Raw genomic sequence first — 14,100 nt, 5'->3', positions numbered from 1 at the left:
CTCAGCTCACTGTCTTCTCTCGCGCGACCAACGCGGCGAGTTCAGCTCGATTGGCGCAGCAGCGTTTTCGCATCGCGTTATTGATATGGGTCCGCACGGTCGCAAAACCGATATTGAGCAATCGCGAGATATCTCGATCCGTACAGCCCTTCGCGACTAGCTTCGCAACGTCACTTTCCCGCGCGGTCAAGTCTTCGTACTTGTGCGCGCCTCGCAACATCGCTCCACGGAGAAAGGGCTCAAGACCCGACAGAAGATCGATTTCGCGGCTTTCGAAGTCCGGACGTCCCGATGCGCGCCAGATCCGAAAGTCGCCGAGATCGCGGTCGCCGTCGAACACATACATGTTGATCCCGTGGTGCAGCCCATCTCGCGCCAGGAAATCATTATAGAACTCTGTCCGAACCATGTCGCGACGGGGCAGGACCTCCTCGACGAACGAGGCCCGACGACGCTGACGAAGCTGCGCCGTCATCGGGTCGTGAAACTGAAAATGGGCGTCGTATCGCTTGAGGTTCTGCGGATCCATGTTGAACGCGACGCCGTGCTGAAAATTCGCAGCATCCTGACGCCAGATGTAGGACGCTCCGAAATCCGCCCGCAGCAGCCGAAGGAGATCCGGCAGTATTGATTGTCTCAGGTCGGCGCCTGCGTCCATGCGCTGGAGTCGCACGACGATGTCACCAAAGAGCTTCAGGTCTTCGGAACCAATGTCACGGACGCGGATCATCGATCTTTCCCCCCCGGCGACGAAAGCAATTTTCCTGCCATCATAGTCGGAGGCTTGAGCGAGCACAAAGCGATAGTTCAGGACAGCCAGCCTGACCGGTGCCCCTCCAGACTCGAAGCTCTCGCGCTCAAATGCCGATATGAAAAACTAAGCCGTTGTATAGTAAATATCTTTTCCGGGTTCGAAGCCTGCACCGGGCATGCCCCCTGTTTGCAACCAAGCGCTGAGTTGACCACCTTCCGTGGACCCGGAGGAAGTGAATCAAGCCGCCCCAATGTACCTATAGCGCCGCACAAAAACTAAGCGACACGTCCCGCGTGCCTAGACGATCAGTTCTGCTCAGCTCTTCCGGTTTCGACCCGACGTCAGTCGTCTCAATTCGTCCAGCAGTTTCAATGAAGGCACCGGCAGAAGACCGCGGCGACGCCGAAATGCCACCAGCCCGCGGCGACCGTCGACACCGGCAATCGAGAGGGGCACGACCAGTCCCGCGCGCCGCTCCGGCTCGAACATCGGCTCTGCCATCCAGCTCAGAAAGCCGGAATCAACAACCAGGCTCTTGAGCACGGTGATCGAGCGCGTTCTGACGACGATGTCAGGCAGGCCCAGACCCTGCTCCGCGAACACGCGTTCAAGATGCTGATGAGGACCGGTGCCTGCCGGCGGGATCGTCCATCTCTCCTCCAGTGTATCCGCGAGCATCAATTTGCGCCGGCGTCGGAGCGGGTGATCGGCCGCGACGATGACATGACTCGTATCCTGCCACCGGCAATCCCGAATGGCGACGATTTCGTCGGTGTCGGGCGCTTCTGCGCCGAGGGCGAGATCAATCTCATGCTTGGCAAGACCCGCAGCCAGCAGATCCCAAACACCTTCGACCACGTCGAAATGCAATCCTGGCCATTTCCGCAGCGTGCGCTCGATGGCGGGAGGCAACACCGAACTCGCGATACTCGCAACCGCTCCGACGCGGACGGTCCCACGACCCGCCCCGCGCAACGCGTTGATCTCCTCCAAAGCTTGCGTAGCCTCGGCGTGAAGCGAGATGGCATGCGGAAGAAAAGCCTTTCCAATCTCCGTTAGTTGCATGCCTTTCGAGTGGCGCTCGAACAGTTCGGTGCCGAGCTGCTGCTCGAGCCGCTTGATGGCCCGGCTGAGAGCCGACTGCGTCATGTTCAGCACAGCGGCGGCTCTGCCGAGGCTGCCCGCCTTGACGATTGTCGTGAAAGTCGAAAGCTGCTCGACGCTTAAAGCCATGATGAAGTGTAATGACTTTTCCGTATTTATGCAATTCCTCGCAAGCGCTTGGCTGCCTTAGCCTGAGGCTGGATCGATAGAAATCCACGGCAGGAGGAAGCGATGGGCATTGTCGATGCGCAGGAATTGCGACGCGTAAGCGCGCCGACGGTTCGCGATTCCGTCATGGACCTGCTGCGTCGGTTCAGGATGACGTCGATCTTCGCCAATCCTGGGTCCACCGAACTGCCTCTGTTTCGGAATTTCCCCGATGACTTCCGCTACATTCTTGGTCTTCAGGAAGCCGTCGTCGTCGGCATGGCCGACGGATTTGCACAGGCCACGCGCAATGCAGCTTTCGTGAACCTGCATTCGGCGGCGGGCGTCGGCAATGCGATGGGAAACATCTTCACCGCATTCAAGAACCGCACGCCGCTCGTCATCACGGCGGGACAGCAGGCCCGCTCGATCCTTCCCTTCGATCCGTTCCTGGCTTCGCGCGAAGCCACCGAGCTTCCGAAGCCGTATGTGAAATGGAGCGTCGAACCCGCGCGCGCGGAAGACGTGCCACACGCCATCGCGCGCGCCTATTACATCGCGATGACGCAGCCTTGCGGTCCCGTGCTGGTCTCTGTGCCAGTGGACGATTGGGATCGTTCGGCCGAATATCTGCCGACGCGCGCGGTGAGCCAACAGGTCCGACCCGACCCCATCATTCTCCAGCAAATCAGGCACGCCCTGGACCGCTCGAAGCAACCGGCTTTCGTCGTCGGAGCCGCCGTCGATCGCGACGGAGCGTTCGACGAGGCCTGCCGGCTCGCCGAGGCGCACAATGCGCGGGTGTTCGTTGCACCCATGTCAGGCCGCTGCAGCTTTCCGGAGGATCATCGTCTGTTCGCCGGATTCCTGCCCGCAATCCGGGAGAAGATCGTCGAGCGGCTCCAGGGCCACGACCTCGTTTTGGCGATCGGCGCGCCCGCCTTCTCCTATCACGTCGAGGGTCACGGTCCTCATCTGCCTTCCGGTGCCCGACTTTGTCAGTTGACGGACGATCCTCAGACAGCCGCATGGACGCCGGAGGGAACGGCCGCGATCGGTAGCATACGGCTCGGCCTCATCGACCTGCTTGCAAGCACGGCCCCGCCGGTACGTAGCGCCCCGCCGATCCGTGCCATGACGCCAAGAGTGCAGCCGTCCAAGCCCCTGTCCACAGCCTACGTCATGCAGACCCTCGCCGACATGCGCCCAGCAGACAGTATCGTCGTCGAGGAAGCGCCGGGCGCGAGACCCGTGATGCAGGCGCACTTGCCGATCAAGCGAAGCGAAAGCTTCTACACCATGGACAGTGGCGGCCTCGGTTACGGCATGCCGGCGGCCGTGGGCGTGGCGCTGGGAAAGCCGGGCCGTCGCGTGATCAGCCTGATGGGCGACGGATCGAGCCTCTACTCGATTCAATCGATCTGGAGCGCCGCTCAACTCGCCCTCCCCATCACGTTCGTCATACTCAACAATCGCCGTTACGCCGCCTTGCAGGACTTCGCTCCCCTCTTCGGGTTCGGCTCGCAGGAGACCGTGCAGGGGACCGACCTCCCTGGACTGGATTTCGTGTCGATCGCAAAGGGCCTGAGCTGCTCTGCCATCCGTGCGGCCGACGCGGAAGCACTCCGCGAGGCCTTGAGCAGAGGGTTCTTGTCCAAGGGCCCGATGCTGATCGAGGTCGAGGTCGAAGACAGAGTTTCACCCAAAGTCCAAAACGATAGAGAGCAAGAGATGAACGCGATTTCCATGCTCATCGGTGGCGATGCGCGCACAGCCGCCCACGGCGCGACCTTCGAGCGGCTGAACCCGCTCGACGGAACGGTCGCGACCAGGGCCCCCGCGGCGTCGAAGGACGATGCGATCGAGGCTGTCGAAGCTGCAGCGACCGCCTTCCCGGGATGGGCGGCAACCGGGCCATCAGAACGACGGACCTTGCTCACCAAGGCTGCACACGCGCTCGAGGCGAAAGCTGAAGCATTCGCTGCCGCGATGGCCGCGGAAACGGGCAGTTCCGGCCTCTGGTCTGGGTTCAACGTGCACCTCGCCGCAGGCATGTTGCTCGAAGCCGCTGCGATGACTACCCAGATCAACGGCGAAATCATTCCCTCGGACGTACCGGGCAACCTATCCATGGCGCTCCGTCAGCCTGCCGGTGTGGTGGTCGGCATGGCGCCCTGGAATGCGCCGGTCATCCTCGGCGTGCGCGCCATCGCGCTGCCGCTCGCCTGCGGCAACACGGTGGTCCTCAAAGGATCGGAGCTTTGCCCCGCGACGCACGGTCTGATCGTCGAGGCGTTCAAACAGGCCGGTTTCCCGCCGGGAGTCGTCAACTATCTGACCAATGCGCCCGAGGATGCCGGCCCCGTCGTCGAAGCCATGATCGCTCATCCGGCCGTTCGCCGTGTCAATTTCACCGGATCGACCCGCGTCGGCAAGATCATCGCCTCGACTTGCGCGAAGTACCTCAAGCCTGCGGTTCTCGAACTCGGCGGCAAGGCTCCGATCATTGTCCTGGACGATGCGGATGTCGACGCTGCCGTCAACGCTGCGGCTTTCGGAGCGTTCGCGAACTCTGGGCAGATCTGCATGTCCACGGAACGGATCATCGTTGACGAAGCCATTGCGAATGAGTTCGTCCGTCGCCTTGCGGACAAGGCGTCCAAGCTGCCGTTGGGCGATCCAAGGAAAGGTCCAGTCGTCCTGGGCTCCGTAGTCGATATGGCCACGGTGCGCCGCTCACTGATCGACGACGCACTCGCGAAGGGGGCGACGCTGATCTGTGGGGGGAAGTCCGAAACCACGCTGATGCCGGCCACGCTGATCGACAATGTCACGAGCAGTATGAGCATCTACAGTGAAGAATCCTTCGGACCAGTGAAGCCGATCGTCCGCGTCAAAGGCGAGGAAGCCGCAATCGCCTGCGCCAACGACAATGCCTATGGCTTGTCGTCTGCAGTTTTCACCAAGGACGCCGCGCGAGGCATGCGTGTCGCCGCACGCGTCCGGTCCGGCATCTGCCACATCAACGGCGCGACCGTCCACGACGAAGCGCAAATGCCTTTTGGGGGCGTGAAGGACAGCGGCTACGGACGCTTCGGAGGCAAGGCCGGCATCGCCGAGTTCACGGATCTCCGCTGGGTGACCATGCAGACGGCTGAACGCCACTATCCGTTCTGAAGCTCGTCAAGTGGAGCTCCAAATGTCAGCTCACAACGGACAACGCCTGCGCATCGCCATACTCGGCGCCGGCGCCATGGGATCGTTCTTCGGCGGCTCTCTGGCCGAGGGAGGATCAGACGTCACCCTGATCGACGTCAATGCGCCACATGTCGAAGCCATCCGCCAGCATGGACTGGCGCTGAGCACCGACTCGGGCAAGAGACACATCCACCTGAACGCGCTTTTCCCTCCCGAGGCGAAAGGGACGTTCGACCTCGTGATCGTCTTCACCAAAGCCATGCACACAACTGCCGCTCTTTCGGCCGTCCGAAGCTGCATTGGCCCTGACACGGTGTTGCTGAGCCTTCAGAACGGGCTTGATAACAAGCTTGCGCTGAGCGGGTTCGCCCCCGCGGAAAACATACTGGTCGGCGTCACCACTTATCCTGCCGATCTCGTCGGGCCGGGTCAGGTCGAGTCGCACGGAAACGGCGTCGCTCGCATCGCGGCCATTGCGAAAGGTACTCCGCCGATCCTGCCGATGCTACCCGACTTGTTTGGGCGTGGAGGACTGAATGCACTGGTAGATCCTCACGCCGAAACCGCCATCTGGGAGAAGGTCGCGTTCAACGCGGCACTCAATACGCTCTGCGCGATCACGCGATCGACTGTCGGCCAGATCGGTGCCGACCCCGAGACGCGAAATCTGGCGTTCACGATTGCAGGCGAAGTCTGCAACACGGCAGTAGCTTGCGGCTTCCCGGTCAATGCAGCCAATGTCGAGACGACCTTGGCGTCAGCAATGCAGCATCACACCCATCACAAGCCGTCGATGCTGCAGGACGTACTCGCTGGAAGGCCGACCGAAATCGAATCCATCTGCGGTGCCGTCGTGAGGCACGCCAAGACGCGCAGCATGCCTGTGCCGATGAACGAGACAGTCCTGACGCTGATCCGGCACATCGATTTGAAGACCGGAAGCGAGGGTCGTGTGAACAGCATGGGCTCAGCACAATCGGCATAGAAGAAGAACGGGCTGGCGCCGCAGTCGGCTCGACGCAGATCGCAAGGAGGAAACAGCATGGCCGGGTCGCCCCCGAATGACCGCGCATGGAATCGGCATGCCGCACCGTCGGATTCCGAATCAACGCATCTATCCGACGGCGCGAACAGCGGCGGCTCAGACCCGACTGCTGCACTCGACATTGGTCGGTTGCTCGACGAGGGCCCTTGGGCCCCGATGCAGAAGCTGGTCGTCGTCATCGCCGCTTTGTCGATCATCATGGATGGCTTCGACGGACAGTTGATCGGCTTCGCCGTCCCCGTCCTCATCAAGGAGTGGGGCGTTACCCGAAGCGACTTTGCTCCGGCACTTGCGGCCGGTCTGGTCGGAATGGGCATCGGGAGTGCGCTTGCCGGGCTCTTCGCTGATCGGTTCGGCCGGCGCTGGGCCGTGATCGTGAGCGTGTTGATTTTCGGGCTCGCCACCTGCTGCATCGGCTTCGCCGCAAATCTCTGGCACATCGGCGTGCTGCGTTTCGTTGCGGGCCTCGGCATCGGCGGAGCCTTGCCGAGTTCCACGACCATCGCAGCCGAATTTACCCCGGCAAGGCGGCGAACGCTGGCCATCACCGCAACGATCGTCTGCGTCCCGCTTGGAGGAATGTTGGCCGGCCTGTTCGCCGGCGTGGTCCTCCCGCACCTCGGCTGGCGTGCCCTCTTCTTCCTTGGCGGAAGCCTGGCGGTCATTCTGGGCGCCGCCCTGCTCTTTACGCTCCCGGAAACGCCGCGCTTCCTCGTGCGCCGGCCGGCGCGTTGGGCCGAGTTGAGCCGGCTCGTCGGTCGCATGTCGCGCCCGGTTGCGACGAATTGCGCATTCACGGATATCAGCGAGCAGCGGATCGAGAAAAGCGAAGGCTTTCCTGCCTTGTTCGAGAAGGGGCGCGCCCGCGATACGATCGCTCTCTGGTGCGCGTTCTTTCTAAACCTTCTTGCCGTTTACAGCGCGTTCACATGGCTACCGACCATGCTGACGTCCGAGGGACTCGACGTCGCGATCGCCAGTTCGGGTCTGACGGCCTATAATTTCGGCGGCGTCATCGGAGCGTTGACCTGTGCCGTAGCCATCGCGCGATACGGATCGCGTTGGCCGCTCCTGCTGTGCAGTCTGCTTGGCGCAGCCACAGCGTTCTATCTGACCACCGTGAATATCGCACTGCAGACGGGGTTGCTGATCGCCGGCTTCGGCTTGCAGGGCTTCTTCGCCAACGCCGTGCAGTCGACCATGTATGCCGTGTGCGCCCACGTCTACCCGACGACGGTCCGGGCCACGGGCACAGCCTCTGCTCTCGCCTTTGGCCGGCTCGGAGCCATCCTCAGTGCGTTCGCTGGTGCAACCGTGATCACGGCGGGCGGCAAGGACGGCTATCTCGTGATGCTCGGCATCGCCATGACAGGTCTCGCCTTCTCGCTCGCTGTCATTCGACGCCACATCCCGGCGCGCGCAACATGACGAGACCACAGATCCATGGAGCGGCGGCGGGCGTACCGCGCCGCTCCCGACCTAAGCGATCAGACTGATGTAACCAACAATATGCTCGCCGCGTCACTGCGGCTCTCCACCGAGGTGGGAGCCATAAGCCCAGGGTACCTTATTTTTGTCGCCACTTTACATCGGCGCTTTGGCGTTAGCGTATCATGTCGATGTTTAGGTTGGTCGCTGCTCGTTCCAAGGCCGAGATCCGATATGATGCCTTCTCGCGGCGAAGATCGAGACAACGCACCTGGCTCCTGATCCTGCGTAGCACCCCTATTGGGTTGTTGACCTTAAAGCCTGCTTTCCCTTCTCGGCCCAGAGCACCCGCGCTCGCTCGCTTCGGTCGCTTCGGAGCGTGTCCGATATCCAGAGTAGCGCACCGAGGATCGTCGCGCGGTCATCGCCAGTCAGGTCCACCACACCGGCTTTGACAAGGAGGCCGCCGAGCTCGATGAGATGCCTCGTGCGCTTGCGACGCTCGACTTGCCAGAACCGCATGTCATGCCGAGCCCTTGCGGCCTGATCCCGGTTGAGTGACGATTGGTTGCGCCGGAGCGCCATCCACGTTGCGGTGAGCTGCTGGAGCATTTTGCCGCGACCGGCTTTGAAAGAACGTGGCCCCGCGCTTGGCCCATGCCTCCCTCTTCCCGGTCTCTTTCGTCTCAGCCAGCACAATCAGCGCACCCGCCAATTCTTCAACGGTGAGCGTGTCAGCTCCAGTGGTGATGACCAATTCGCCGAGCTGACGCACCTTGCGGGTTTTCAGCGCGCGCGCCTTATCTTCAAGTGCGTTCAGGTCCGCATCAAAGTCCCGAGGTTTGCGCATCGTGGTCTCCATGATTGCGATGGAGAATTGATAGCGTAGCGAGCGGCACAATGCTGTAAGGTCGTCAGGACGGCCTGGGACGGTGCGATCCCTCCCGACATTTTTTCGAGGGAGGGCGCGCTTATACGTCGTTCCAACGTGCGCTTCGCTGTGCCAGTGATCTGATCGCGATGGCGATCTATCATCTTCACGTCAAGGTCATTGGCCGGAAGGCCGGGGTGGCTTCAGCTGCATACCGCTCCGGCTCGCGGCTTCGCGATGAGCGGCTCGGCCGTGATCAGGATTTTTCTGGAAAGCGCGGCGTCGTTCATTCCGAGGTGATGCTGCCGGAGAATGCGCCGGAGGCGTGGGGCGACCACGAGCGACTCTGGAACGATGTAGAGGCGTTCGAGATCCGCAAGGATGCACAGCTGGCCCGGGAGGTCGAGTTCGCCCTTCCGCGCGAGATGAGTGAGGCGCAGGGCATCAAGCTTGCGCGCGACTTCGTGCAAGGCGAGTTCGTCGGTCTGGGCATGGTGGCCGATCTTAATGTGCATTGGGATATGGCTGAGGACGGCATGCCCAAGCCGCACGCCCATGTCATGCTGACCATGCGCTCGGTCGATGAGAACGGTTTTGGTCAAAAGGAGCGGGGTTGGAATCGCACCGAGATGGTCGAGCGCTGGCGCGAACGCTGGGCGGCTCTCGCTAACGAGCGGCTGGCTGAGCTCGACATCGACGCGCGGATCGATCATCGCAGTCTGGAAGCTCAAGGCATTGCGCTCGAACCGCAAAGCCAGATCGGCGCGCCAGCCAAACGCATTGAGGGTCTGGGCGTCGCAGGCGGAGGGAGCGAGGCCGACCGTGCCCAGATGCACCGCGAGATCGCGCGTAACAACGGCGCGCGGATCATCGCCTATCCCTCGCTTGGACTGGACGCGATCACCCTGCAGCAATCGACTTTCACGCGCCGCGATATGGCGAGGTTCGCGCACCGGCACAGTGAGGGGCTCGACCAGTTCAACCAGGTCATGGGCGCGATGCAGGGAGCGCCCGATCTGTTCGAACTCGGCAAGGACTCCCGCGGCGAGGATCGGTTCACCACCCGCGGAATGATCGAGGCAGAACAGCGTCTGTACCGGGCTGCTGAACGCATGTCGGAGCGGGAGCGCCATGAGGTTCGAGCTTCGGACCGGACCTCCGCTTTGGCGCGAGCCGCAGCAAGCGGCCTGGTGCTTTCTGGTGAGCAGGCAGAAGCGCTGGCGCACGTCACGGATCGACACGATCTCAGCGTCGTGGTCGGCCATGCCGGCACGGGAAAGAGTGCGATGTTGGGCGTGGCGCGGGAGGCGTGGGAAGCGGCTTGCTTCGAGGTTCGGGGCGTGGCGCTGTCCGGCATCGCCGTGGAAAACCTCGAGAGCGGATCGGGCATTGCGTCGCGCACCATCGCCAGCCTGGAGCATAGCTGGGAACAAGGCCGCGATCTGCTCAGATCGAGCGATGTGCTTGTGATCGACGAAGCCGGCATGGTCGGTACGCGGCAGCTCGAGCGTGTGCTGTCGCATGCTGCGGATGCTGGCGCCAAGGTGGTGCTGGTCGGAGATCCGCAACAACTGCAGGCCATCGAAGCGGGGGCGGCATTCCGGTCGATCCATGAGCGTCATGGCGGGACGGAAATCGGCGACGTGCGCCGTCAACGCCAGGACTGGCAGCGCGATGCCACGCGCGAGCTGGCGGCCGGCAAAGTGGGCCATGCGCTAGAGGCCTACCGCTCCCACGGCATGGTGCATGAAGGCGAGACCCGCGAGCAGGCGCGCGGCGATCTGATCGAGCGCTGGGATCGAGATCGGCAGGCATCCCCGGATCGGAGCCGGATCATCCTCACCCACACCAATGACGAGGTCCGCATCCTGAACGAGGCGGCGCGCGAACGGATGCGAGCCGCCGGCGATCTCGGCGAGGAGGTGCGTGTGACGGCCGAGCGAGGCGTGAGAAGCTTTGCCAGCGGCGATCGCGTCATGTTCCTGCAGAACGAGCGCGGGCTTGGCGTGAAGAACGGCACGCTCGGGGCGATCGAGGAGGTCAGCGCGCAATCCATGACCGTACAGACCGACGATGGCAGGTCCGTTCGCTTCGAGTTCAAGGATTACAACCGGATCGACCACGGCTATGCCGCGACGATCCACAAGGCGCAGGGAATGACGGTTGACCGGGTCCTCGTCCTGGCAACGCCGGGCATGGACGCCCACAGCAGCTATGTCGCGCTGCCGCGGCATCGCGACGGTGTCGACCTGCATTTTGGCCGTGACGATTTTGCCAATGCGGATCGGCTGACTCGCACGCTGTCGCGCGGTCGCGCCAAGGACATGGCCTCGGATTACGACCGTGCCGATCCGGTCCAGAGCTACGCCGAACGGCGTGGGATCACCTTCCGCGAGCGCGTGGCCGAGATCGCGCGCAAGATGATGCCGGAGAAGCTGCGCGAGATGTTCGACGGCCTGCGCTCTCCGGCCGACGTGGCCGGACCGGATAGCGGGCGGAGGCCGGAACAGGCGACGCCGGAAAGGGAAAGCAGCGGTCCAGCGGCAGAGCGGCAGAGCGGCGCGGAGCCGAAGTCCCGGCAAGGAACGTGGCGCAAGATCTCGAAGCGGACGCGGGTCGCATCCGGACACGGGCGCTGGTGCGCCATGCCCGCGCGGTAGATGCGACCTTCGCAGCGCGGGAGACGGGCGGCACAGCGAGCCGCGAGCAGGTCAAAGAGCTGCAAGAGGCGCGTCGAGCCTTCGAGGAGGTGCGCCCCTTTGGCTCGCACGACGCCGAGGCCGTTTATAGGAAGAACCCGGAGCTGGCTCGCGAGGCGGCCGGTGGTCAGGTCAGCCGGGCTGTGCGCGCGCTCCAGCTCGAAAGCGAACTGCGTACCGATCCGAGCCGCCGCGCCGACCGCTTCGTCGAGCGCTGGCAGAAGCTCGACCAGACCGGTCGGCGCCTGTATCAGGCGAGCGACTTGTCCGGCTACAAGGCCACGCGCTCGGCGATGGGCGACATGGCGAATAGCCTCGAACGCGACCCGCAATTGGAAGCCATCCTCGCCGGCCGCAAGAACGATCTCGGCATCGGATTCGAATCAGGCCGACGGCTCGGCCAGGATCTGGCCTTCGTCCATGGCATCGATCTCGGCAGAGGCCGAGGCCTTGGAATTTGACCCATCCCGTTTGCCGCCGGCGCTACGCCACACCGCTCAACGCGCGAACTCCTATTGTCCGCCTGCACCTGATGGCCTCTCTGGTCTCACCAAACATCAGGAGCAACCAGCGAAGGGCATCATGGCCATGCGCGAGCCGGACCGTATCATCAGGTTGAAAACCGTCGTCGCCAGGACCGGGCTGTCCCGGTCCACCATCTATCGCAAGATCGCCGAGGGCACGTTCCCGGCCCAGCTCAAGATCAGCAGCAACGGAACGGGTTGGCATGAATCCGAGGTCAGCCGCTGGATGGCGGATCCGGTCGGATGGCGAACCGAAGATCGCTTCCCCAGCTCGGCTACGACCAGAGGCTCGAGGTCGTGAGGAACATGAAATGGCCGGGGCCAGCGTGATCCGGTGGTCCTCCGCGGCCGTACCCAACCCGCAACTGCGGTGTCGGAGTTCACGGGCGCGCCGACCGAGCCGTACTGCGACGCGCAGATCAGGTGTCCGCGCTTTTTCGACGCTATGCTTCGCTCGCCTGTGGTTGCTAGATGGTGCTAGGCCGGACAGCCACCGAGCCGAATTTGACGTAAGCTTTGCTCGAAACACCAGCCTACTGTTCCACAGCCTGCGTCTCGACACGGAGTGCAGGAGTCGAACACGCTTAGATGCTGCCATCGGTGTTTGAGCCGACGTTTCCGACCTGACCAATTCTGCGCCGCGGTATCCGAAGCTCGCATCGCTTGTACGGGACCCTTCCATCTGCGAACTGCGGCGTCCTGACTATATTGATCGAAGTCTCCGAGCTCGGAGCCAGAGCAGCCAAGGCTGCAGGGTCCTACCTGCGCGCCTGGTGCTAAACTTGAGCAATGTAAGAACAACGAACTCAAGCAGCGCCGTCTCGTCGAGTTCAAGGACGGCTGCAACTACGGCAAATTCGGTAAGACAAAGGCCTACCAGTTGATCGCGCGAGAGCAGATCCGGGCCTACAAAATGGGAGGGAAGACACTCCTCGATCTCGACAGCATCGATGAGTATCACGCCTCGTTGCCGCGCGTTGAATCGCGAGCTATGATCTAGGCCGATTTGCGTAGCGGCTCGGCAGCTCTCTCGCGCAAGCGATCGAGGCGATCGGCCCAATGCTGCACCAAGCGCACGCGCTCGCTCCAATAGGCTGCGCGGTTGTAGATGCCGCGGATCTTGTTCTTGTCACCCTTTGCAAGCTGGCGCCGCACGACCTCGTCGCGGCGCCGCCTCTTCTTTTCGTCCGTTTCGTGGGCGAGTTGAGCTTCGACCACATCGCCGTCGAATGCGCCTTCTTCATCGAGCAAGGTCGAGGCGCTTGATCGGAAGCCGTGCGCGCAGTGGTCGCCATCGGGCCCTGTGTCGTAACCCATGATCCGCAGCGCCTTGTTGATCGTGTTGTCGGACATCGGCACATCGTCGTCATGCGAAAACAAATAGCGGCCGCGTCCCGTCAGCGGCATTAGCTCGGCCAAAATAGCCAGCGCCTGGCGCGAGAGCGGCACTTCGTGATCGTCGCACATCTTCATCTTCTCAGCGGGGATCACCCAGATGCAATTCTTCGCGTCAAACTCCGTCCACTCGGACAGCCGCAACTCACCTGGCCGGACCATGGTCAAAGCAATCAGCTTGAGCGCGTACCGGACCAGCCCCCCATTTTTGGCGTCATAGACCTCGATCCGGCGCATCAGGTCGCCGACGTCTTCGGGATCGGTTAGCGCGGGACGCGGCCTGCCCTTGGGTGCCTTGGTCAGCGCGTGCTTCAAGTCACGCGTAGGATCGCTGCTGCAATACGAGGCGCCCACGCCGAACTGAAACACACGCGAGGCTGTCGATCGCAGACGTCCCACGGAGTAGAAACGGCCGCGGGCCTCAACGCGGCGCAAGGCTGTGAGCAACTCCGGCGGCGCGATCTCGGCAAGCGGACGATCACCGAGTTCGCGATAGAGCTGATCCAGATTCCACCGCTCCCGCTTGATCGTTGCCTTTGCCTTGTTTTCCTTTTCAAGCTTCGCCTTCACCCATTCCTCGCCGACGGCCTGGAAGGTGTGCTTCAGCTTCTCGCCCTCCTGCCTGTGGGCCTCGCGCACCGCGACGGGATCCGAACCTTGGTCAAGCAGCCTTTCGGCTTCATGACGCTTTTCGCGCGCGGCCTTGAGCCCGACCGTTGGGAAGGTGCCGAAAGACATGTTCTTGCGCTTCCCACCGAAGCGGTAGCGGAAAAGCCCAGAGCTTGGTCCCATTGGGTCGAACCACGACGCTCAGACCCTGGCCGTCTGCCATCGCGTATTCCTTGGCCAAAGGCGCCGCGTTGCGGATCTTCGTATCGCTCAGTTCGTCCATGGGAGGCGCCCTCGCAATAGCGAGCCGCTCCAGTGTACCCGGC

Annotated in this window: 9 protein-coding genes and 3 pseudogenes; 6 read left to right on the top strand and 6 right to left on the bottom strand. The window is 62.7% G+C overall.

What is annotated here, in order from left to right; translation table 11 throughout:
* Window position 1 precedes the first annotated feature (1 nt).
* Together ACQR1I_RS32035 and ACQR1I_RS32030 are read right to left on the bottom strand one after the other, a co-directional pair.
* A complete protein-coding gene (locus ACQR1I_RS32035; protein ID WP_434870258.1) occupies window positions 2-730 on the bottom strand; it encodes a helix-turn-helix transcriptional regulator in 729 nt (242 codons plus the stop codon).
* A gap of 339 nt (window positions 731-1,069) precedes the next feature.
* Window positions 1,070-1,987: a LysR family transcriptional regulator gene (locus tag ACQR1I_RS32030; RefSeq protein WP_434870257.1), complete on the bottom strand. Its 918-nt coding sequence runs from the start codon at window positions 1,985-1,987 to the stop codon at window positions 1,070-1,072.
* A gap of 102 nt (window positions 1,988-2,089) precedes the next feature.
* Between ACQR1I_RS32030 and mdlC the strand changes: the two are divergent.
* From mdlC to ACQR1I_RS32010, 4 genes and pseudogenes are all read left to right on the top strand, one after another.
* A pseudogene (gene mdlC, locus ACQR1I_RS32025) lies at window positions 2,090-3,685 on the top strand (benzoylformate decarboxylase); the annotation flags it as partial.
* A gap of 51 nt (window positions 3,686-3,736) precedes the next feature.
* Window positions 3,737-5,182, top strand: a complete 1,446-nt coding sequence (locus ACQR1I_RS32020) for an aldehyde dehydrogenase (RefSeq protein ID WP_434870289.1) — start codon at window positions 3,737-3,739, stop codon at window positions 5,180-5,182.
* Window positions 5,183-5,204: 22 nt separating this feature from the next.
* The gene (locus ACQR1I_RS32015) at window positions 5,205-6,188 is read left to right on the top strand and encodes a ketopantoate reductase family protein (protein ID WP_434870256.1); all 984 of its coding nucleotides are present in this window, start codon (window positions 5,205-5,207) and stop codon (window positions 6,186-6,188) included.
* Between the two features lie 57 nt (window positions 6,189-6,245).
* Window positions 6,246-7,676, top strand: coding sequence for an MFS transporter (locus tag ACQR1I_RS32010; protein ID WP_434888869.1), 1,431 nt, complete (start codon window positions 6,246-6,248; stop codon window positions 7,674-7,676).
* A gap of 297 nt (window positions 7,677-7,973) precedes the next feature.
* Here the strand turns inward: ACQR1I_RS32010 and ACQR1I_RS32005 are convergent, their stop codons facing one another.
* Both ACQR1I_RS32005 and ACQR1I_RS32000 read right to left on the bottom strand, forming a co-directional pair.
* Window positions 7,974-8,198: a conjugal transfer protein TraD gene (locus ACQR1I_RS32005; protein WP_434870254.1), complete on the bottom strand. Its 225-nt coding sequence runs from the start codon at window positions 8,196-8,198 to the stop codon at window positions 7,974-7,976.
* 1 nt (window position 8,199) lies between these two features.
* A complete protein-coding gene (locus ACQR1I_RS32000) occupies window positions 8,200-8,526 on the bottom strand; it encodes a conjugal transfer protein TraD (RefSeq protein WP_434870253.1) in 327 nt (108 codons plus the stop codon).
* Between the two features lie 170 nt (window positions 8,527-8,696).
* Here ACQR1I_RS32000 and traA point away from each other — a divergent pair.
* Window positions 8,697-11,707, top strand: a pseudogene (gene traA, locus ACQR1I_RS31995) (Ti-type conjugative transfer relaxase TraA).
* A 127-nt stretch (window positions 11,708-11,834) separates the two neighbouring features.
* Window positions 11,835-12,071, top strand: coding sequence for a helix-turn-helix transcriptional regulator (locus ACQR1I_RS31990; protein ID WP_434870288.1), 237 nt, complete (start codon window positions 11,835-11,837; stop codon window positions 12,069-12,071).
* 695 nt (window positions 12,072-12,766) lie between these two features.
* Here the strand turns inward: ACQR1I_RS31990 and ACQR1I_RS31985 are convergent.
* Both ACQR1I_RS31985 and ACQR1I_RS31980 read right to left on the bottom strand, forming a co-directional pair.
* Window positions 12,767-13,957, bottom strand: a complete 1,191-nt coding sequence (locus ACQR1I_RS31985; RefSeq protein ID WP_434870252.1) for a tyrosine-type recombinase/integrase — start codon at window positions 13,955-13,957, stop codon at window positions 12,767-12,769.
* Window positions 13,950-14,057 (bottom strand): annotated as a pseudogene (locus ACQR1I_RS31980) (Arm DNA-binding domain-containing protein); the annotation flags it as partial. The gene ACQR1I_RS31985 and the pseudogene ACQR1I_RS31980, both read right to left, overlap by 8 nt.
* Window positions 14,058-14,100 lie beyond the last annotated feature (43 nt).

This window comes from Bradyrhizobium sp. HKCCYLS2038 (assembly GCF_051167655.1).
Taxonomy (GTDB): domain Bacteria; phylum Pseudomonadota; class Alphaproteobacteria; order Rhizobiales; family Xanthobacteraceae; genus Bradyrhizobium.
This window is presented reverse-complemented; position numbering and strand designations above follow the sequence as displayed.

What these genes read in the sequence shown, in the direction of transcription:
- ACQR1I_RS32035 (WP_434870258.1), bottom strand. Translation starts at nt 730, where the DNA reads ATGATCCGCGTCCGTGACATTGGTTCCGAAGACCTGAAGCTCTTTGGT.
- ACQR1I_RS32030 (WP_434870257.1), bottom strand. Translation starts at nt 1,987, where the DNA reads ATGGCTTTAAGCGTCGAGCAGCTTTCGACTTTCACGACAATCGTCAAG.
- ACQR1I_RS32020 (WP_434870289.1), top strand. Translation starts at nt 3,737, where the DNA reads ATGAACGCGATTTCCATGCTCATCGGTGGCGATGCGCGCACAGCCGCC.
- ACQR1I_RS32015 (WP_434870256.1), top strand. Translation starts at nt 5,205, where the DNA reads ATGTCAGCTCACAACGGACAACGCCTGCGCATCGCCATACTCGGCGCC.
- ACQR1I_RS32010 (WP_434888869.1), top strand. Translation starts at nt 6,246, where the DNA reads ATGGCCGGGTCGCCCCCGAATGACCGCGCATGGAATCGGCATGCCGCA.
- ACQR1I_RS32005 (WP_434870254.1), bottom strand. Translation starts at nt 8,198, where the DNA reads ATGCGGTTCTGGCAAGTCGAGCGTCGCAAGCGCACGAGGCATCTCATC.
- ACQR1I_RS32000 (WP_434870253.1), bottom strand. Translation starts at nt 8,526, where the DNA reads ATGCGCAAACCTCGGGACTTTGATGCGGACCTGAACGCACTTGAAGAT.
- ACQR1I_RS31990 (WP_434870288.1), top strand. Translation starts at nt 11,835, where the DNA reads ATGCGCGAGCCGGACCGTATCATCAGGTTGAAAACCGTCGTCGCCAGG.
- ACQR1I_RS31985 (WP_434870252.1), bottom strand. Translation starts at nt 13,957, where the DNA reads ATGGGACCAAGCTCTGGGCTTTTCCGCTACCGCTTCGGTGGGAAGCGC.